20 protein-coding genes are annotated in these 16,940 nt (G+C 62.6%); 2 read left to right on the top strand and 18 right to left on the bottom strand.

All coding sequences use genetic code 11. The annotated features are described in order from the left end of the window. The 13 genes from rplV to LHJ54_RS09175 all read right to left on the bottom strand — a co-directional run bounded on the left by rplV (position 1) and on the right by LHJ54_RS09175 (position 10,751). Positions 1-378: a 50S ribosomal protein L22 gene (gene rplV, locus LHJ54_RS09235; protein ID WP_228243593.1), complete on the bottom strand. Its 378-nt coding sequence runs from the start codon at positions 376-378 to the stop codon at positions 1-3. Next, the gene (gene rpsS / locus LHJ54_RS09230) at positions 378-653 is read right to left on the bottom strand and encodes a 30S ribosomal protein S19 (protein ID WP_228243592.1); all 276 of its coding nucleotides are present in this window, start codon (positions 651-653) and stop codon (positions 378-380) included. The genes rplV and rpsS overlap by 1 nt, the downstream gene beginning before the upstream one ends. 6 nt (positions 654-659) lie before the next feature. Then, complete coding sequence (gene rplB / locus LHJ54_RS09225; RefSeq protein ID WP_228243591.1) at positions 660-1,496, bottom strand: 50S ribosomal protein L2; 837 nt, start codon at positions 1,494-1,496, stop codon at positions 660-662. 4 nt (positions 1,497-1,500) lie between these two features. Further along, on the bottom strand, positions 1,501-1,815 hold the full coding sequence (locus LHJ54_RS09220; protein ID WP_228243590.1) for a 50S ribosomal protein L23: 315 nt from the start codon (positions 1,813-1,815) through the stop codon (positions 1,501-1,503). Further along, the gene (gene rplD / locus LHJ54_RS09215; protein ID WP_228243589.1) at positions 1,808-2,431 is read right to left on the bottom strand and encodes a 50S ribosomal protein L4; all 624 of its coding nucleotides are present in this window, start codon (positions 2,429-2,431) and stop codon (positions 1,808-1,810) included. Before rplD ends, LHJ54_RS09220 begins: the two co-directional genes overlap by 8 nt. Before the next feature lie 3 nt (positions 2,432-2,434). Beyond that, entirely contained in the window at positions 2,435-3,298 is an 864-nt protein-coding gene (gene rplC / locus LHJ54_RS09210; RefSeq protein WP_228243588.1) for a 50S ribosomal protein L3, read from the bottom strand. A 263-nt stretch (positions 3,299-3,561) separates the two neighbouring features. Then, the gene (rpsJ, locus tag LHJ54_RS09205) at positions 3,562-3,873 is read right to left on the bottom strand and encodes a 30S ribosomal protein S10 (RefSeq protein ID WP_006831877.1); all 312 of its coding nucleotides are present in this window, start codon (positions 3,871-3,873) and stop codon (positions 3,562-3,564) included. Between the two features lie 150 nt (positions 3,874-4,023). Next, complete coding sequence (gene tuf, locus LHJ54_RS09200; protein ID WP_228243587.1) at positions 4,024-5,199, bottom strand: elongation factor Tu; 1,176 nt, start codon at positions 5,197-5,199, stop codon at positions 4,024-4,026. A 90-nt stretch (positions 5,200-5,289) separates the two neighbouring features. Continuing rightward, positions 5,290-7,383, bottom strand: coding sequence for an elongation factor G (fusA, locus tag LHJ54_RS09195; RefSeq protein ID WP_228243586.1), 2,094 nt, complete (start codon positions 7,381-7,383; stop codon positions 5,290-5,292). Positions 7,384-7,493: 110 nt separating this feature from the next. After that, entirely contained in the window at positions 7,494-7,964 is a 471-nt protein-coding gene (gene rpsG / locus LHJ54_RS09190) for a 30S ribosomal protein S7 (protein ID WP_228243585.1), read from the bottom strand. A 147-nt stretch (positions 7,965-8,111) separates the two neighbouring features. Beyond that, positions 8,112-8,483 (bottom strand): 30S ribosomal protein S12, encoded by a 372-nt coding sequence (gene rpsL, locus LHJ54_RS09185; RefSeq protein ID WP_019831557.1) that lies wholly within the window; start codon positions 8,481-8,483, stop codon positions 8,112-8,114. A gap of 330 nt (positions 8,484-8,813) precedes the next feature. Next, on the bottom strand, positions 8,814-9,608 hold the full coding sequence (locus LHJ54_RS09180; RefSeq protein WP_277754165.1) for an SGNH/GDSL hydrolase family protein: 795 nt from the start codon (positions 9,606-9,608) through the stop codon (positions 8,814-8,816). Positions 9,609-9,689: 81 nt separating this feature from the next. Further along, entirely contained in the window at positions 9,690-10,751 is a 1,062-nt protein-coding gene (locus LHJ54_RS09175; protein ID WP_228243584.1) for an acyltransferase, read from the bottom strand. A 109-nt stretch (positions 10,752-10,860) separates the two neighbouring features. On the opposite strand from LHJ54_RS09175, the gene LHJ54_RS09170 reads away from it, so the two are divergent. Continuing rightward, positions 10,861-11,559 (top strand): hypothetical protein, encoded by a 699-nt coding sequence (locus tag LHJ54_RS09170; protein WP_228243583.1) that lies wholly within the window; start codon positions 10,861-10,863, stop codon positions 11,557-11,559. A gap of 10 nt (positions 11,560-11,569) precedes the next feature. On the opposite strand, the gene apaG is transcribed toward LHJ54_RS09170, so the two are convergent. From apaG to LHJ54_RS09155, 3 genes are all read right to left on the bottom strand, one after another. Then, positions 11,570-11,968, bottom strand: coding sequence for a Co2+/Mg2+ efflux protein ApaG (gene apaG, locus LHJ54_RS09165; RefSeq protein ID WP_228243582.1), 399 nt, complete (start codon positions 11,966-11,968; stop codon positions 11,570-11,572). A gap of 88 nt (positions 11,969-12,056) precedes the next feature. Then, positions 12,057-14,042 (bottom strand): S9 family peptidase, encoded by a 1,986-nt coding sequence (locus LHJ54_RS09160; RefSeq protein WP_228243581.1) that lies wholly within the window; start codon positions 14,040-14,042, stop codon positions 12,057-12,059. 265 nt (positions 14,043-14,307) lie between these two features. After that, positions 14,308-14,532, bottom strand: coding sequence for a hypothetical protein (locus tag LHJ54_RS09155; protein WP_228243580.1), 225 nt, complete (start codon positions 14,530-14,532; stop codon positions 14,308-14,310). A gap of 164 nt (positions 14,533-14,696) precedes the next feature. Here LHJ54_RS09155 and LHJ54_RS09150 point away from each other — a divergent pair, with 164 nt between their 5' ends. Then, on the top strand, positions 14,697-15,965 hold the full coding sequence (locus tag LHJ54_RS09150) for a phospholipid carrier-dependent glycosyltransferase (protein WP_228243579.1): 1,269 nt from the start codon (positions 14,697-14,699) through the stop codon (positions 15,963-15,965). Here LHJ54_RS09150 and LHJ54_RS09145 read toward each other — a convergent pair. Both LHJ54_RS09145 and LHJ54_RS09140 read right to left on the bottom strand, forming a co-directional pair. Continuing rightward, positions 15,962-16,564: a DNA repair protein RecO gene (locus LHJ54_RS09145; protein WP_228244345.1), complete on the bottom strand. Its 603-nt coding sequence runs from the start codon at positions 16,562-16,564 to the stop codon at positions 15,962-15,964. The genes LHJ54_RS09150 and LHJ54_RS09145 overlap by 4 nt on opposite strands. 57 nt (positions 16,565-16,621) lie before the next feature. After that, positions 16,622-16,870 carry a hypothetical protein gene (locus LHJ54_RS09140; protein ID WP_228243578.1) on the bottom strand — a complete coding sequence of 83 codons (249 nt, stop codon included), beginning with the start codon at positions 16,868-16,870 and terminating at the stop codon, positions 16,622-16,624. Positions 16,871-16,940 lie beyond the last annotated feature (70 nt).

The raw sequence follows: 16,940 nt of genomic DNA, 5'->3' as shown, positions 1-16,940 counted from the left end.
TCAGGCCTCCTCTTGCTCGCGGACTACGATGCGCAGTCTGCTGAACGGCTTCAGAATCCGCGTCGACTTACCGCGCCCACGGGTGTGGAACCGCTTCATCGTGATGGATTTGCCGACCGATGCTTCCGCTACGATCAAGGAATCCACATCGAGGTTGTGGTTGTTCTCGGCATTCGCGATCGCCGACGCGAGCACCTTCTGCGCGTCGCGCGCCATAGCCCGCTTCGAGAAGGTGAGGATGTTCAACGCTTCCTCAGCCCGGCGTCCACGGATCAGCGCGGCCACCAGGTTCAGTTTCTGGGCCGATCCACGAATAGTCGTGCCGACAGCCAGAGCTTCGTTATCCGCAACACGGCGCGGTGCCTTGACCTTGCCCATCAGCGCTTGCCCTTCTTGTCGGCGGCGTGGCCGGGGAAAGTCCGGGTTGGCGAGAACTCGCCAAGTTTGTGCCCGACCATTTCCTCGCTGACCGCTACGGGAATGAATTTACGACCGTTGTAAACGTTGAACGTCAGCCCGACGAACTGCGGCAGGATGGTCGACCGGCGCGACCATGTCTTGATCGGCGCGCGAGCACCCTTGTCATGCGCCTCCTCGGCCTTTTTCAAAAGGCTGAGCTCGACAAACGGGCCTTTCCAGACGGAACGAGCCATGTGCCCTTACCCCTTCTTCTTAGTGTGGCGCGAGCGGATGATGTACTTATCCGTGCGCTTGTTGTGACGAGTGCGGGCACCCTTGGTCGGCTTGCCCCAAGGCGTGACCGGATGCCGCCCACCAGACGTCTTGCCTTCGCCGCCACCGTGAGGGTGATCGACCGGGTTCTTGGCCACACCGCGTGTCAAGGGACGTCGGCCCTTCCAGCGGGTGCGGCCCGCCTTTCCGAAATTCTGGTTCTGGTTGTCGGGATTTGACACCGCGCCGACCGTACCCATGCAGCTGGCCGGCAGATAGCGCTGCTCGCCCGAGTTGAGGCGCACGATCACCATTCCGCGATCGCGACCCACAAGCTGCACATATGCACCCGCACTACGGGCGATCTGGCCGCCCTTGCCCGGCTTCATCTCCACATTGTGGATAATGGTCCCAACTGGCATCTGTCCCAGCAACATAGCGTTGCCAGGCTTGGTGTCGACCCGCTCACCGGCGACCACCTGATCACCGACAGCAAGACGCTGCGGCGCCAAGATATAGGCCAGTTCGCCATCTTCATACTTGATAAGCGCGATGAACGCGGTGCGGTTCGGGTCATACTCCAGCCGTTCCACAGTTGCGGGAACATCCCACTTGCGACGTTTGAAGTCGACGATGCGGTAGCGCTGCTTATGCCCGCCACCGATCCCGCGCGAGGTCACATGGCCCTTGTTGTTGCGGCCACCCGTCTTGCGCTTGCCTTCGGTCAGGGCCTTGACCGGACCGCCCTTGTGCAGGACCGACTTGTCGATCAGGATCAGACCGCGCCGTGCGGGACTGGTCGGATTGTAGTTCTTCAGTGCCATCGGATCAGCTCACACCCTCGGTGACGTCGATCATCTCGCCTTCAGCAAGGGTTACGATCGCCTTCTTCATGTCACTGCGCCGATAGGGCTTACCCTTCCAGCGCTTGCTCTTGCCCTTGACGACAAGCGTGTTCACGCCCGCCACCTTCTTGTTGTAGATGGCTTCGACCGCTTCCTTGATCTGCGGCTTGCTTGCGTCGCCCGCCACCTTGAAGATCACCGCATTGTGCTCTGCCAGCAGCGACGCCTTTTCGGTGATGTGCGGCGACAGCAGCACATCATAATGCCGCGCGGCTGCGGTTTGCTGCTTCTTAGCCATTGAAACGTGCCTCCAGCTTCGCGACCGCATCTTTGGTGAGAACCAGCGTGTCATGCTTCAGGATGTCGTAAACATTCGCGCCAACTGCCGGAAGCACGTTGATCCCCGGCAGGTTACGCGCGGCAAGGCGGAAGCTTTCGCTGGCGTTGTCACCGTCGATCACCAGCACCTTGCCATTCAGACCGGACTGCTCGAATCGGGCCTTCAGTGCCTTCGTCTTGGCATCCGACAAGTCCAGGCTGTCGACCACGACCAGACCATCGCGGGCCTTGGTCGACAAAGCCATTTTGAGACCGAGCGCGCGAACCTTCTTGTTGAGCGAAATGTGAAAGTCGCGCTTGCGTGCGCCATGCGCCTTGCCGCCACCGATAAAGATCGGCGCGCCGCGGTTGCCGTGACGGGCGCCGCCGGAACCCTTCTGCTTGCCGAACTTCTTGCCGGTGCGCGCAACATCGGACCGCTCACGCGTCGGGCGCGCCGTCTCGCGGCGGTTCCACAGCTGCCAAGTGACAACCCGGTGGAGAATGTCGGCGCGCGGCTCCACGCCGAACACTTCGTCGCTCAATTCCATCTCACCCGCGGCTGCGCCGCTCAGGTCCTGAACCTGTACCTTCACGGCTCAGCCCTCCTTGTTTTCGGTTGTATCCGCACCAGCCGGCGGCGTGGTGTCGGTTCCGGCACCAGCTTGCTGCTCTTGTGCGAGCTGCTCCTGCTGAGCTGCGTCGACCTGCAAGTTCACCTCGGGAGCGGCGCCGGCCTCTACGATGCCCGCGGGCGCTTCATCATGCTGCGGTGCGTCAGCCTTTCGCTCAAGCACAACCCCGGGGGTCGGCACACCTTCGGGGAGCGGCAACTTGACCGCATCGCGGACAACCAGCCAGCTGTTCTTCGACCCGGGTACCGAACCCTTGACAAAGAGAAGGCCACGCTCAGCGTCGGTGCGGACGATTTCCAAGTTCTGCTGCGTGCGCTGACGGTCGCCCATGTGGCCGGCCATCTTCTTGCCCTTGAACACCTTGCCGGGGTCCTGCCGCTGTCCGGTGGACCCGTGCGAGCGGTGGCTGAGCGAAACACCGTGCGATGCGCGAAGACCTCCAAAGCCCCAGCGCTTCATCGCGCCGGCAAAACCCTTGCCCTGTGTATGGCCGGTGATGTCGACCTTCTGCCCGGCGACGAAGTGCTCCGCGGAGATCGTTGAACCGATGGGCAGAAAGCCTGCCTCGTCGTTCACGCGAAACTCAGCCACTTTCATCTTCAAGCCAACTTCAGCCTTCGCGAAGTGTTCACGCTGTGGCTTGTTGACGTTCTTCTGCTTGGCCGTTCCTGCGCCGACCTGAACAGCAGAATAGCCGTCGCGATCGGCGGTGCGATGGGACACTACCTGGCACTCTTCCAGAGCGAGAACAGTCACGGGCACGTGCCGTCCATCCTCCTGGAACAGGCGGGTCATCCCCACTTTCTTTGCGATAACGCCAGTGCGCATCGTCATACTCCTAAACAGAGGCACACGGAGCCTATCTCCGCGTGCGTGCAAACCCCGCCTCATGGCGCAGTTCACGGCCCAGATTGTCTGACATCACCCCGCCCGGGCCACACGCTCCGCCAGTATGGCGGGAGCAAAAGACGGGGGACGCTGCCCGGCAGAGCGCCGGCGGTATCCCTTCCTATTCGAGGTCCTCCATGGACCTCGGGGCATCGCCCCTTAGCGTACCGCCCCTGCCATGGCAGGGGCACCCGCATGCCGGCTCAGGCCAGCTTGATTTCCACGTTCACGCCGGCAGCAAGGTCCAGCTTCATCAGAGCATCGACCGTCTGCGCGTTCGGCTGAACGATGTCCAGCAGCCGCTTGTAGGTGCGGACTTCGAACTGTTCCCGTGATTTCTTATCGATGTGCGGACCACGGTTCACGGTGAACTTCTCGATCCGCGTGGGCATTGGAATGGGACCACGAATAAGCGCACCGGTACGGCGTGCTGTGTCCGCGATTTCGCCAGTCGCTTGGTCGAGAACGCGGTGATCGAACGCCTTCAGGCGAATGCGGATGTTCTGTGCTTCCATGTCCAACTACCGATAAGAAAGAGCCGTGAGCATCAGATGCTCTGACAAAAAGAAAGGCCCGCCCCGCTATCCGGCTACACCGGTGAAGGGCGGCCCCTCTGATAAATTCCTGTCAGCGGGCGATGATTCCCGCTGACAGGCGCGCCTATATTACTTTGTGATCGAGCTGACAACCCCAGAACCGACGGTCCGGCCACCTTCGCGAATGGCGAAGCGGAGACCTTCGTCCATGGCGATGGGCGCGATCAGCTTGACACCGATGGTCACGTTATCACCCGGCATCACCATTTCCGTGCCTTCAGGAAGGATCACTTCGCCGGTCACATCGGTGGTGCGGAAGTAGAACTGCGGACGATAGTTGGCGAAGAACGGCGTGTGACGGCCGCCTTCGTCCTTCGAAAGAACGTAGACTTCGGCGCTGAAGTCGGTGTGCGGGTTTACGCTGCCCGGCTTAGCGAGCACCTGGCCGCGCTCAACCTCTTCACGGCCGACGCCGCGGATCAGGGCGCCGATGTTATCACCCGCCTCACCGCGATCGAGCAGCTTGCGGAACATTTCGACGCCAGTGACGGTGGTCTTCTTCGTGTCCTTGATACCGATGATCTCGACTTCGTCGCCCACGTTCACAACGCCGGTTTCGACGCGGCCGGTAACAACGGTGCCGCGGCCCGAGATGGAGAACACGTCTTCAATCGGCATCAGGAACGACTTGTCGACCGGACGATCCGGGGTCGGGATGTGCTCATCCACGGCAGCCATCAGCTCCAGAATCTTCTGCTCGCCGATTTCCGGGTCGCGACCTTCGAGAGCGGCAAGGGCAGAACCCTTCACGATCGGAATGTTGTCGCCGTCAAAATCGTACTTGGAAAGCAGTTCACGCACTTCCAGCTCGACCAGCTCCAGCAGCTCTTCGTCGTCAACCTGATCAACCTTGTTCAGGAACACGACCAGCGCCGGCACGCCAACCTGGCGGGCAAGCAGGATGTGCTCACGCGTTTGCGGCATCGGACCGTCAGCGGCATTCACCACCAGGATCGCGCCGTCCATCTGCGCCGCGCCGGTGATCATGTTCTTCACATAGTCAGCGTGGCCCGGGCAGTCGACATGGGCATAGTGCCGGTTGTCGGTTTCATATTCGACGTGTGCGGTCGAAATGGTGATGCCCCGCTCGCGCTCCTCGGGAGCCTTGTCGATATTGGCGAAATCAACCGGTGCGCCGAGCACCTTGGTGATCGCCGCCGTCAGTGTGGTCTTGCCATGGTCGACGTGACCGATGGTGCCGACGTTCACGTGCGGCTTGTTCCGCTGAAACTTTTCCTTGGCCATGATTTGAATAACCTCTGCTGTATGGTGAATTGATGCGGGCGAAAGGCGGCCCCGCGCAATCAGGCGCCGCCCCTAACCCTAACGCCTGCCTTACGCAAGCTTCTCCTTGACTTCCTGTGCCACATTTGCCGGCACTTCATCGTAGTGCGAGAATTGCATGGTGTACTGGGCCCGGCCCTGAGTGAACGAGCGCAGCTCGTTCACATAACCGAACATGTTGGCCAGCGGCACCATCGCCTCAACCGCCTGAGCATTGCCCCGCGTATCGGTGCCCTGGATCTGCCCGCGCCGGGAGTTCAGGTCGCCGATCACATCGCCGAGATAATCGTCGGGCGTGACCACCTCCACCTTCATGATCGGCTCCAGCAGCTTGATGCCCGCTTTCTGTGCCACCTCTCGCATGGCTCCGCGGCCGGCGATCTCGAACGCGATCGCGCTGGAGTCGACGTCGTGGTATGCGCCGTCTGTCAGGCGAATGGTAAAGTCGATGATCGGGAAGCCAATCAGATGGCCACTTTCAGCCTGCTCACGGAAGCCTTTCTCAATGGCCGGAATATATTCGCGTGGAATGTTCCCGCCCTTGATTTCGTCTTCGAACAACACGCCCTGGCCGCGTTCGCCCGGAATAACCGTGACCTTGACCCGGCCGAACTGACCCGAGCCGCCCGACTGCTTCTTGTGGGTGTAGTCGACGTCCACCTGCTTCGCGAGCGACTCCCGGTAGGCAACCTGCGGCGCGCCGACGTTCGCCTCGACTTTGAACTCGCGCTTCATGCGATCGACCAGGATGTCGAGGTGAAGCTCACCCATTCCCTTGATAATCGTCTGACCTGACTCATGGTCAGTGGACACGCGGAACGAGGGATCCTCGGCCGCCAATCGGTTCAGCGCCACGCCCATCTTTTCCTGGTCGGCCTTCGTCTTGGGCTCCACCGACAGTTCGATTACCGGCTCGGGAAACTCCATCCGTTCCAGAATGATCGGCTTTGCCGGGTCGCACAGCGTGTCTCCGGTCGTAGTTTCCTTCAGCCCGGCCAGCGCAACGATATCGCCGGCCGATGCCTCATCAATGTCCTCGCGGTTGTTGGAGTGCATCAGCAGCATGCGGCCGATCTTCTCCTTCTTGTCCTTCACCGAGTTAAGCACCGAACCCTTGGTCAGCTTGCCCGAATAGATTCGGGTAAAGGTCAGGGTTCCGACGAAGGGATCGTTCATGATCTTGAACGCCAGGGCCGAAAACGGCGCGTCATCCGAGGATGGGCGGCTGTCCTCTTCGTCGCTGTCCGGCTTCACACCCTTGATCGCAGGAACATCGACCGGGCTTGGCAGGTAGTCGACAACGGCGTCGAGCAACGGCTGCACGCCCTTGTTCTTGAACGACGAGCCGCACATGACCGGCACGAACGCATGGTTCAGCGTGCCCTTGCGGATCAGGCTCTTGAGCGTGGCGGCATCGGGAACCGTACCTTCGAGGTACTGCTCCATGATATCATCATCCTGTTCCACCGCCAATTCAATCAGACGCTCGCGATATTCGGCCGCCTTCTCCGCCATGTCGTCGGGAATGGCCACATAGTCGTACTTCGCACCCAGGCTCTCGTCCTGCCAGATGATGGCCCGGTTATTCACGAGGTCGACCAGCCCCTTGAAGTCGCCTTCGGCGCCGATCGGCAGGTAAAGCACGGCGGGAACGGCGCCGAGGCGATCGATGATCGTCTGCACGCAGTAGTAGAAGTCAGCTCCGGTACGGTCCAGCTTGTTCACGTAGCACATTCTTGGAACGCCGTATTTCTCGGCCTGGCGCCACACGGTTTCCGACTGCGGTTCCACCCCGGCCACGCCGTCGAAGGCGGCCACGGCGCCGTCCAGCACGCGCAGGGAGCGTTCCACTTCGATGGTGAAGTCCACGTGCCCCGGAGTGTCGATGATGTTCAGGCGGTGTTCCGGCCCTTCGCCGTCTTCGGCCTTCCAGAAGGTGGTCGTCGCCGCCGAGGTGATGGTGATCCCGCGCTCCTGCTCCTGCTCCATCCAGTCCATGGTCGCAGCGCCGTCGTGCACTTCGCCGATCTTGTAGGACTTGCCGGTGTAATACAGGATCCGTTCGGTCGTGGTCGTCTTGCCGGCGTCGATATGCGCCATGATCCCGAAGTTGCGATAGCGTTCGATCGGATGGCTGCGTGCCATAATCAATTCCTCAAAGAATGGTGGAGGCCGCCAGCAACAGCGGACGGCGCTCCATATAGTTGCCTTTATGGCAGGTTAAAGACGGCGCGGAGCCGATCCGCCCCCCCCGCTTACCAGCGGTAGTGCGAGAACGCCCGGTTCGCGTCGGCCATGCGGTGCGTGTCCTCGCGCTTCTTCACCGCATTGCCGCGGTTGTTCGCCGCGTCCATCAGTTCGGCCGAAAGGCGCGCCGCCATGGTCGTTTCCGCCCGTCCGCGCGCGGCGGAGATCAGCCAGCGGATGGCCAGCGCCTGGGCGCGTTCGGGCCGCACTTCGACCGGCACCTGATAGGTCGCCCCGCCCACGCGGCGGCTGCGCACTTCGACCTGCGGCTTCACATTGTTGAGCGCGTCGTGGAACATCTGCAGCGGGTCGGCCTTGGCCCGCGTTTCCACCGTGTCGAGCGCGCCATAGACGATCCGCTCGGCAACCGACTTCTTCCCGTCCAGCATGAGGTTGTTCATGAACTTGGACAGCACCTGATCCTTGAACTTGGGATCGGGCAGGATTTCCCGCTTTTCGGGACGACGACGACGTGACATTTTCTTCTAACTCCTTTGGAGTGGTTCGGCACCAGCCCTCTCCCCCACCCGGCCACCCACAGGGTATCTTATCGGGTGGCCGGGTGGGGGAGAGGGCTGGTGCCGCGAGCTGCGAACGGATATCCGCAGCGCACCCAACGAAAACCCTTACTTCGGCCGCTTGGCCCCGTACTTGGACCGGCTCTGCTTGCGGTCCTTGACCCCTTGCGTGTCGAGCACGCCGCGCAGCACGTGGTAACGCACGCCGGGCAGGTCGCGCACACGCCCGCCGCGGATCAGCACAACGCTGTGTTCCTGCAGGTTGTGGCCTTCGCCGGGGATGTAGGAGATGACTTCGCGCTGGTTCGTCAGGCGCACCTTGGCCACCTTGCGCAGCGCCGAGTTCGGCTTCTTGGGCGTCGTGGTATAGACGCGGGTGCAGACGCCGCGCTTCTGCGGGTTCTGCTCCATCGCAGGGACCTTGGACTTGGCCTTCTGCGGCTCGCGGCCCTTGCGGACCAGCTGGTTGATAGTGGGCACTTGTGTTCCTTCACCGTGTGTGGCGCGCGGCGGACAGGGGAAAAGAAGGAACCGTCTTGCACCGCCCGTCCCGACCCGAAGGGGCCGGACAATCCGCCCGCCGCCGGCACACCGCCCGCGGCACACGGCCCCTGCCGTGGCAGGAGCGACGCAATGACTGAAACACTCCACCCCGCGCCGCCTGGCACCGGATTACTTTGCCGACCATCCCCGCGCCCGCGAAAGGCACCCGCATGACCGCCAATGTTCAGCTATATCGCACCGGCGCGGACCATGGCACGCACCGGGTTGTGGGCGGCCCTTTATGTTGGATTTGGCGCGGGGTCAAGGTCAACGAACGTCCTTGAGGAGCTGATCGACTACCGGCTTGAACACTCGATACAACTTTACCTGACCTCCTTCACCCACACCATGAGTGCCGTCCGTTGGATGCAGTCCGTCAGTGTAAAGGGCTTTGTTGAGCGCAGCTTCATCAGGTCCCATTTCAGGATCTGCTGCAAAGTCCACCAGGCCATCGACCCAAGTGGCCTGCCGGAGGAAGTTGGCTAACTCCTTACGCATGACGTTGTGCTTCGCACTTCTATTCACGTCAGTTAGCTGCTGTGGGAGAACAGTTGCGATCACAACCTTAGCGCCCGTGGCCTTTATCTTTTCTATATATGATCTAAGAGCCATCAAGTAAGCCGACGCGTTTTCATAAGAAGCTAGGTCATTAGCGCCTATAAAGATCGTGACCATATCAGGTTCAAGAGCAAGAATCGTCGGAAGACGTGTCTCTAAGTTCCGTATTCCAGAACCGCCAACTGCCTTCCCGTGGAAGACGATGTCGGGTCTGGCGGCCTTGTACATGCCAGTATAATTACCTCCCCAAGTAATTGAGATGCTATCACCTTCTGTGACCAGAACGATTTTTCCATCCCCCTTTACTGATGAAGTTGGCGTAGGGGCAGGCGGTGGTGTGGGAGAAGCAGTTGCCGTGGGGCTCGGCGTAGGAGTTGGTTGAAGAGCAACAACTGCGACGGGCGGGGGACTGGCGCTTATCGCCGGAGCACCATCGTCGCTTCTGCACCCAGAGACGAGGGTCGTTATGAGCACGATGGGTAAAGATGAACGGAACTTCAACATGGGTCTCCTCCCAAACTTGCCGACGTCCTCTCTAGCAATCTTTGGTAAACAGCAGGTAACATTCCCGGGATCGAGCGCAATTTACTCCAGCCCCTTAGGTCTCAAAGGTCCGACTGGCTGGAGTCCGACCTTAAGCTTTTTGCGCCAAGCAAGTGGCGGAAGCTCCACAAAACGGCGCACGAGAACAGCAAATAAAAAAGACGCGGCCGCACCTAACAGAAAACGAAGTGGTTCTGGCAGAAAAGTCGCACTGCTATGCGCAGTCATCATCATGGGAAGATGAATGAGATAGAGCACATAAGAAAGGTCGGCGACACTCTTCGCGACAGAACTGCTCAGCAATGGTGTTATAACCGGCAAATAGGTTCGGAGAAGAACATACAATATCACAGAAATCGCTACGCCTTGAAGTGAATAGCGGATTGTCTCGCGGAACCAATCGTCTCGTATGAGCAATGTGGCGAGCAAGACCATGGTCGCGAGTATAAGGGCGCCGATGCCGACACCTCTTTTTGTCCGGTCGATGACACCAGACCGCGCAGCGACAGCAAGACCCACTCCGTATAAGATCATGTCGAAGCGGGTGTGCGTCCAATAGTATATACCTGCCCCGTTTCCTCGCTCATACTCCCAGAAGCGAATTAGCAAAGCCAAGAACAGGAAGATCAAGATTAACTTTCCAAACCTTCCAATCACACTATTTGCAACAGCCAGAAAGATAAACGGAAATCCCATGTAGAAATGTTCTTCTATATTTAAAGACCAAAGGGGAATTGGGATGCCGGATGCGACGCCAATCAAATCTGAATAGTTGCTCAAGAAAAAGAGATCTACAATGATGCCAGATGCATCGAACGCGGAAGGCAAGAGACCACCGGCGACTAACAGGACAGCAGCGGCATACGAGATGAGCATAGGAGGAATGATTCGCACCGCTCTCCTCATGTAAAATCCTTTAAGCGAGATGAACCCATTCACATCGCGTTCAACGAACAGAAGAGTCGTGATGAGAAAGCCGCTGAGTACGAAAAAAATGTTCACTCCAAGGCCGCCAGGAACGATATGCCCTAATCCCGCATGTGAAATCATTACCAGCAACACCGCGCCTGCCCTGAGCCCATCCAAAACTTTCAAGCGATCCATCGAGCCCCCCGACAACTTTTCTTCTCAATTCCTTCGCTTACACGCGGTTTAGAAGAGAACAAGAAACCATTTTCCTACTGTCCCGCTTTGTGCAATCTGCCTGCGGGTCATGCCCAGCAAGCCCGCTCCTCCCGCCGCCAGCCCGCCTCACCACGAACCCGCCCCCACCTGCACGCGCAAGCTGCGCAAGCAGGCGACGTCGCGCACCGCGTGGCGCGTGGCGGCGGTGGCGGAGGATGATCCGCTGCTGGATTTCGCGCCCTATCTCCACCCGCGCCCGCGCGGCAATTCGATCACGCCCGAACGCCAGCGCGCCTTTGTCGCCCATCTCGCGGCGACGGGCATCGTGAACCAGGCGGCGCGGCACATCGGCAAGAGCATGGAGGCGCTGTACAAGCTGCGCGCGCGGCCGGGCGCCGAAGGGTTCGCGGCGGCGTGGGACGCGGCGATCGAACGCGGGGTCGCGCGGCTGGAGGATTGCGCGCTGGAACGCGCTATGAAAGGGACGCCGACGCCGATTGTGGGGCGGGGCGGGATCCTTGGCTGGTGGGACAAGCCGGACAATGCGCTGCTCCGTTTCCTGCTGCAGCACCGCCTGCCGCAGCGTTACGGGGTGCAGCACCTCAAACCCGGCCATCCGGTGTACGACAGCATCGCGCGCGAGGTGGTGGAAGCGTACCGGCAGGCGCAATACCCGGCCGAGGAACGGGTGCTCGCCTCCATCAACGCCAAGATCGAGGCGTTCCGGTTGAGCAAGGAGCGTGGCCTTGCCCCGCGCATGGGGGCTGAGGGGGAGGCGGGCGCGTGAGGCGGGCGGTTCAGGGCGCGGTGGCGACGGCGGACAGGGGGAAGAAGGGGATGCGCACTTCCAGCGGGTCGCCGGCCTCGTCCTCCAGGCCGTAGAACCCTTCCATCGAGCCATACGGCGTGCCGAGCGGGCAGCCGGACACGTAGTCGTGGCTGCCACCGGGCAGGATCACCGGCTGTTCGCCCACCACGCCCTCGCCATCGACATGCGCCACCGCCCCGCGCCCGTCGGTGATGCGCCAGTGGCGGGTGAGGAGCTGGATGCGGCCGGCGGTGCGGTTCTCGATGCGGATGTGGTACGCCCAGAACCAGCGGCCGGCCGCCGGGTCGGACTGTTCGGGCAGATAGCTGACCGCGACGCGGACAGTCACGTCGTTGGTGGTGGCCGCGTGCTGGAAGAATTCGTGCATGGGCGGCAATGTAGGGGCTGTGCGGTCCCCCCGCCAGCCCTGGCCGTCTGCCGGTCCACCCTCCCTCCGGATTAGTCAGCTGGCCGGATCAGTCAGCCGGGTTGTGCCGGGCAAGGAACGTGGTGAGGGCGTCGTACCACGCCTGTTCGTTCTTGGGGTTGATGAAGGAATGGCCCTCATCCTCCAGCAGCAACTCGACCGGTTTCACCTTGGCTGCGGCGGCGGCCTTGCGGAAGCGGTGGTACTGGAACGGCGGCACGATCGTGTCCGCCGTACCCTGGCCCAGCAGGACAGGGCGCTGCAGCGTGTGGGCAAGGCGATAGGGCGACACTGCGTCGAGGTCGAACCCACCCTCCCCTTCGATGCGCTGGCGCCATTTGCGGTTTCCGCGCGGGCTGAAGAACTTGCGATCGTAGCGCAGCATGCTGTCCCAGTCCGTCACGCCCGCCCAGCTCGCGGCGCAGCGATAGCGTTCCGGGTTGCGGATGACCGCCCACAGCGCGGCATAGCCGCCGTAGCTGCCGCCGACCATGCACACGCGGGCTTGGTCCGCGATCCCTTCGGCCACGGCCCAGTCCATTGCGTCGTCGAGATCGTCCTGCATCCCGCGGCCGATCTGGCCGTCCCCCAGCTTCTCGAACGCAACGCCATGACCGCCCGAGCCGCGGTAGTTCGGTTGCAGCACGGCATAGCCCCGGTTGGCGAGCAGCTGCACCCAGTCATCGTAGCGCAGGCTGTCGCGCACGCCATAGGGGCCGCCGTGCGGCATGATGATGAGCGGCAGGCCCGTCGCGGCCCGGCCGCGCGGCAGCGTCAGATACGCCCGGATCGGGGTGCCGTCGCGCGCGGTGTAGGTGACTGCCTTCCCAGGCGCGAGCTGGCGGAAATCGACAGTGGGCCGCTGCTCGCTGAGCTGGTCCAGCTTCCGTTCCGCCGGCGAGTAGACGTAGAACGCTCCGGGATCGGCTTCGTTGCCGGCCCACACCAGCATCCGCGAATTGTCGCGCGCGCGGGACGAGATGAACACGTCAGACTGGCGCAGGGCGGTCTGCAGCTGCGCCTGCAGGCGGCGATCGTCCTCACCGGTCCAGTGCACGCGGGACCGATCATCGGTGAAGGCGACCGCGCGCAGCCGCCCGTCGCTGGTGAACAGGACATCGTCGACGTCGTGGTCGGGCGAAGCATAGATGGGTTCGATCGCTCCGCGCTGCGCGAAGTCCATTCGGCCGAGACCCAGCCGCCCGGCGGGCGTTTCGTAATACACGTGGGCCACGTCGCTGCCGGGTTCCAGACGGGCCACCCACCAGTCGCGCTGTTCCAGGTCGGCTTCCTTCAGCCGCTCGACCCGCTTGAGTTCGCCGCCGGCCGCGGAACGATAGTAGATGCTGAAGCGGCCGCTGCTCCATCCCTGCCCGATGCGGACCTGCCCGCTCTCGTCCGCGAACCAGTCCCAGACGCCCTCCCTGGGCTTCTCGACAATGGCGGCCGCCCCCTTCTCGCGCAGTTCGAAGCGCCATACGGCGGGATATTCGTAGATCGTGCGCTGCATGGAAATGAGCGCGTATTCGCCGGCGGGATCGACGAAGATCACGTCATCGCCGATCACCACGGGCTCCTTGCGGGCGATGGGCACATGCGCCCCGCTGACAAGGTCGAGGAGGATGACCCGCGTGTACCGCACGCCTTCTGCGAGCTGAGCGCTTGGCTGAGCGACGGAGATAAGCAGCTTGTCCGGGCCGGCCCAGCGAACCCAAGCCAGTTCGGTCTTGTCGGGCAGACCGAAGGTGTTGGTGGCGGCGCGGGTCGCGCTGTCGATTACGACGACGATTTCCTTGTTCGCGCGAACCATGCGCGAGACGATGCGCCGGCCGTCTGGCGACATTTGCGGGTCCAGCAGCATCCCGCGCGCAGCGAACGCCTGCGTGGCGATCAGCGGCGGCCGTTCCTGCACCGGCGCGGCCCCGGCAACATCCTGCTGAACCGGGTCTGAGGCGTGTGCCGGTGCGGCAACAACTGCCAGCGCCGTTGCTGTCAGCAGCAAACGCAGACCCACCCGTCTGTTCATATGGTTCATGCGCCCCCCGAAAACTGCTCCCCCGCCAGGGATACTATCATTGGCCGAACAGAAGTAAATCCCGCCCTAACAGCAGGATACCCGGCGGATTGCGGAGGGTCGCCGGTCAAGGTGCCGAAGCCTGCAACTGCGGCCGGCAGCGGGACCGGCCGAAATCACCTCCGACCAGACGGTCGGCAGGCCCAACCGCGGCAGGAATCATGGCAGGCAACAAAAAAGCGGGGCAGAAACGCCCCGCTTTTCCGTTTTTCCGATTACGGTCGCCTCAGGGGCTGACCGCACGATCGTTGTCGTCATTGTCCACGAGCAGGAGCACGGCCATGGCAATGCCCGCAATCGCGGCGATGATGAAGGCGGGCGTGATGTCACCGGCCAGTTCGCTTTCACCAGCAAGCGGAGCGCTTGCCCGCGTATTGGCGGACTGTGCGGCAACCGGCATGGCTACCAAAGCCGCGGCGGCAATGGCCAGGCTTGTCTTGTGCAACTTCATTATCAGCGACCTCCTTGACTGCGTCACTTGTTCAAGTGTGCACGAGTTAAATGGTTCCGGGTTCAACGCAAGCGGGATTCATACTTAAGCAGTCGTTCGGATTGATTTTATCCGCAGACCGGTACTTGCCGGACACAGGTGGTCCCGCTACTTCGCGGCCCGCAATGCAGCAGCCGCACGGCCAACTTCGCGACCCCGTCGGCTGGACATGGATCATCGCGGGCGCTTTCCTGGCGCTCGTCCTGATGCGGCTGAACGTACCCGGCCATACCTTCTTTGATGAAGTCCACTACATTCCTGCGGCCCGCGCGTGGCTGAACGGGCAACTGCTCAATCTCGAACACCCGCCGCTTGGCAAGCTGATCCTGGCGGGCAGCATGCACCTGCTGGGCGACAATGTCTGGGGCTGGCGCCTGCCCGGCGCTCTGGCCGGCGCGGTCACGCTGTTCGCGGCCATGCGCGCCCTGTGGTTCGCCAGCTGCCGGCGGTTTGCGACGCTGGCCTACGGAGTGCTGCTGGCGACGGGGTTCATGCTGTTCGTGCAGAGCCGGGTCGCCATGCTGGACATGCCGATGGTCACGTTTTTCGCGGTTGCCCTGTGGCAGGGGTCGGCGGCGTGCCGCGAACCGGAAACCGGGCGCTGGCGATTGGCACTGTGCGGTGTGATGCTGGGACTGGCGCTTGGCACCAAGTGGAATGTCGCGCCCCTGCTGCCGCTGCCGGGTGCGGCGTTCTTCATCTGGCGCCTGCGCGCAGGCCGGCGGCGCCTGCTGACCAGCCGCCGCGGCTTGCCCGTGCCGGGGGTCTCGCTGCGCGAAGCGGGGGTGTGGCTCGGCGTGGTGCCGCTCATCGTCTATGCCGCGACCTTTGCGCCCGCATTCTGGCTGGCGTCCGATCCGCTGCAAGGCGACTTCTGGACGCACCAGATGCGGATGCTGGCACTGCAGGAATCGGTCACTACCCCGCACAACTACCAGAGCGTGTGGTGGCAGTGGGCGCTGAACCTGCGCCCGATCTGGTACATGTACGAATTCACCGACGGGGCGCAGCGCGGCATCCTGATGCTGGGCAATCCGCTGACCATGCTGCTGGGGCTGGCCGCGCTTGCCTGGTGCGTGTGGGCGGCGGCGGTGCGGGCGGACCGCGCGGCGCTGGCGGTGGTGGTGCTGTATGCCGTTGGCTTCGGCTTCTGGATCGTGGCCGCAAAGCCGATACAGTTCTTCTACCACTACCTGTTGCCGCATTGCTTCCTGCTGGCCGCACTGGCGCTGGCGCTCGACGCGCTGTGGCGGCATGGCAGGCGCTGGGCGGCGCTGCTGCCGCTGGGGGCCAGCATGGCGCTGTTTGCGTGGTTCTGGCCTGTCCTCAGTGCGGGTCCGCTGGCCGAGCGTGACGGTTTTCAGCGGTGGATGTGGCTGGCAAGCTGGATCTAGGCGATCATCCGTTCCAGCCTGCCAAGCAGCACCTCGCGCGCGGCGATGGCATCGCCTGGTGCGTCGGCGAGGAGGAAGCGCGCCACCGCCCGCCCCTGCCGAGCGAACACCGCCAGCTGCCCTGGCGCATCGGACGGCACCGGCACCCGCGCCTCGCCATAGCCGAGTTCGCGCAGCAGCAACCTTTCGTAAACGATCAGCGCCGGCAGCCACAGCCGCGCCGCCGGGGCCGAGCAGACCGCAGCCAGCAGCCCGTCCAGCGCCTCGTACAGCGAAGGATAGGCGTTGCGTTCCGGCAGGGCTGCGGTGGTCAGAGCCGCCACCCAGGCGATGGCGGCGGCGGGCAGCGGTTCGGTGAGGAACGGCGCGCGGCTTTCCACCAGTTCCAGCCGGGCAAACGGCAACTGACTGTCGGACCGGGCGGTGATCTCTGCGGCGACGCGGTTGCCGGGCAGGACTATGGGCCGGATATGCCGGCCGCGTCCGCCGGCGACATAGGCGGCGACCACCCCCGCCTCCGCCGTGAGCAGCCGTACGACGCTACCTGTTTCGCCATGAGGCCGCGCGGCAAGCAGAATGGCAGGAGCGGACAGGCGCAGCATCGGCCGTGTTCATGGGCCTTGGCACCACTCGGCGCAAGGCAAGGGGATCGGCGCTCAGCAGCCGTCCTGACGTGCCAGGCTTTCCTGCGACGCCTTGACCGCCATCGGCTTTTGCCGGTCCATCGACCAGTTGCCCTGCATCCGCACCTGCGGATTGGGTGCGCACCATATTTCGCCGGTCGCATTGATGGCCGTGACCCACAGAAGGTTGTGCTCCGCCCCGTAGTCGATGACGCCGAGGGCATGACCGTCGCCCCGTCCCAGAACATGCAGCGGAATGGGCGGATTTAGCTGTGTGAACATGTGCTTCACTTTCCTGCTCGCCGGTAGAGTAGAAACGGCTGCTGCAGAAAAGATGTTCCTGAATTGCGGT

The organism is Porphyrobacter sp. GA68 (assembly GCF_022605525.1).
Lineage (GTDB): Bacteria > Pseudomonadota > Alphaproteobacteria > Sphingomonadales > Sphingomonadaceae > Qipengyuania_B.
Note: the sequence above shows the minus strand (reverse complement) of the source record. Positions and strands in the feature narration are given on the sequence as shown.

What these genes read in the sequence shown, in the direction of transcription:
- rplB (WP_228243591.1), bottom strand. Translation starts at nt 1,496, where the DNA reads ATGGCACTGAAGAACTACAATCCGACCAGTCCCGCACGGCGCGGTCTG.
- LHJ54_RS09175 (WP_228243584.1), bottom strand. Translation starts at nt 10,751, where the DNA reads ATGGATCGCTTGAAAGTTTTGGATGGGCTCAGGGCAGGCGCGGTGTTG.
- rpsJ (WP_006831877.1), bottom strand. Translation starts at nt 3,873, where the DNA reads ATGGAAGCACAGAACATCCGCATTCGCCTGAAGGCGTTCGATCACCGC.
- LHJ54_RS09150 (WP_228243579.1), top strand. Translation starts at nt 14,697, where the DNA reads ATGCAGCAGCCGCACGGCCAACTTCGCGACCCCGTCGGCTGGACATGG.
- LHJ54_RS09170 (WP_228243583.1), top strand. Translation starts at nt 10,861, where the DNA reads ATGCCCAGCAAGCCCGCTCCTCCCGCCGCCAGCCCGCCTCACCACGAA.
- rpsS (WP_228243592.1), bottom strand. Translation starts at nt 653, where the DNA reads ATGGCTCGTTCCGTCTGGAAAGGCCCGTTTGTCGAGCTCAGCCTTTTG.
- fusA (WP_228243586.1), bottom strand. Translation starts at nt 7,383, where the DNA reads ATGGCACGCAGCCATCCGATCGAACGCTATCGCAACTTCGGGATCATG.
- LHJ54_RS09160 (WP_228243581.1), bottom strand. Translation starts at nt 14,042, where the DNA reads ATGAACCATATGAACAGACGGGTGGGTCTGCGTTTGCTGCTGACAGCA.
- rplC (WP_228243588.1), bottom strand. Translation starts at nt 3,298, where the DNA reads ATGCGCACTGGCGTTATCGCAAAGAAAGTGGGGATGACCCGCCTGTTC.
- rplV (WP_228243593.1), bottom strand. Translation starts at nt 378, where the DNA reads ATGGGCAAGGTCAAGGCACCGCGCCGTGTTGCGGATAACGAAGCTCTG.
- apaG (WP_228243582.1), bottom strand. Translation starts at nt 11,968, where the DNA reads ATGCACGAATTCTTCCAGCACGCGGCCACCACCAACGACGTGACTGTC.
- rpsG (WP_228243585.1), bottom strand. Translation starts at nt 7,964, where the DNA reads ATGTCACGTCGTCGTCGTCCCGAAAAGCGGGAAATCCTGCCCGATCCC.
- LHJ54_RS09155 (WP_228243580.1), bottom strand. Translation starts at nt 14,532, where the DNA reads ATGAAGTTGCACAAGACAAGCCTGGCCATTGCCGCCGCGGCTTTGGTA.
- LHJ54_RS09220 (WP_228243590.1), bottom strand. Translation starts at nt 1,815, where the DNA reads ATGGCTAAGAAGCAGCAAACCGCAGCCGCGCGGCATTATGATGTGCTG.
- LHJ54_RS09140 (WP_228243578.1), bottom strand. Translation starts at nt 16,870, where the DNA reads ATGTTCACACAGCTAAATCCGCCCATTCCGCTGCATGTTCTGGGACGG.
- tuf (WP_228243587.1), bottom strand. Translation starts at nt 5,199, where the DNA reads ATGGCCAAGGAAAAGTTTCAGCGGAACAAGCCGCACGTGAACGTCGGC.
- LHJ54_RS09180 (WP_277754165.1), bottom strand. Translation starts at nt 9,608, where the DNA reads ATGTTGAAGTTCCGTTCATCTTTACCCATCGTGCTCATAACGACCCTC.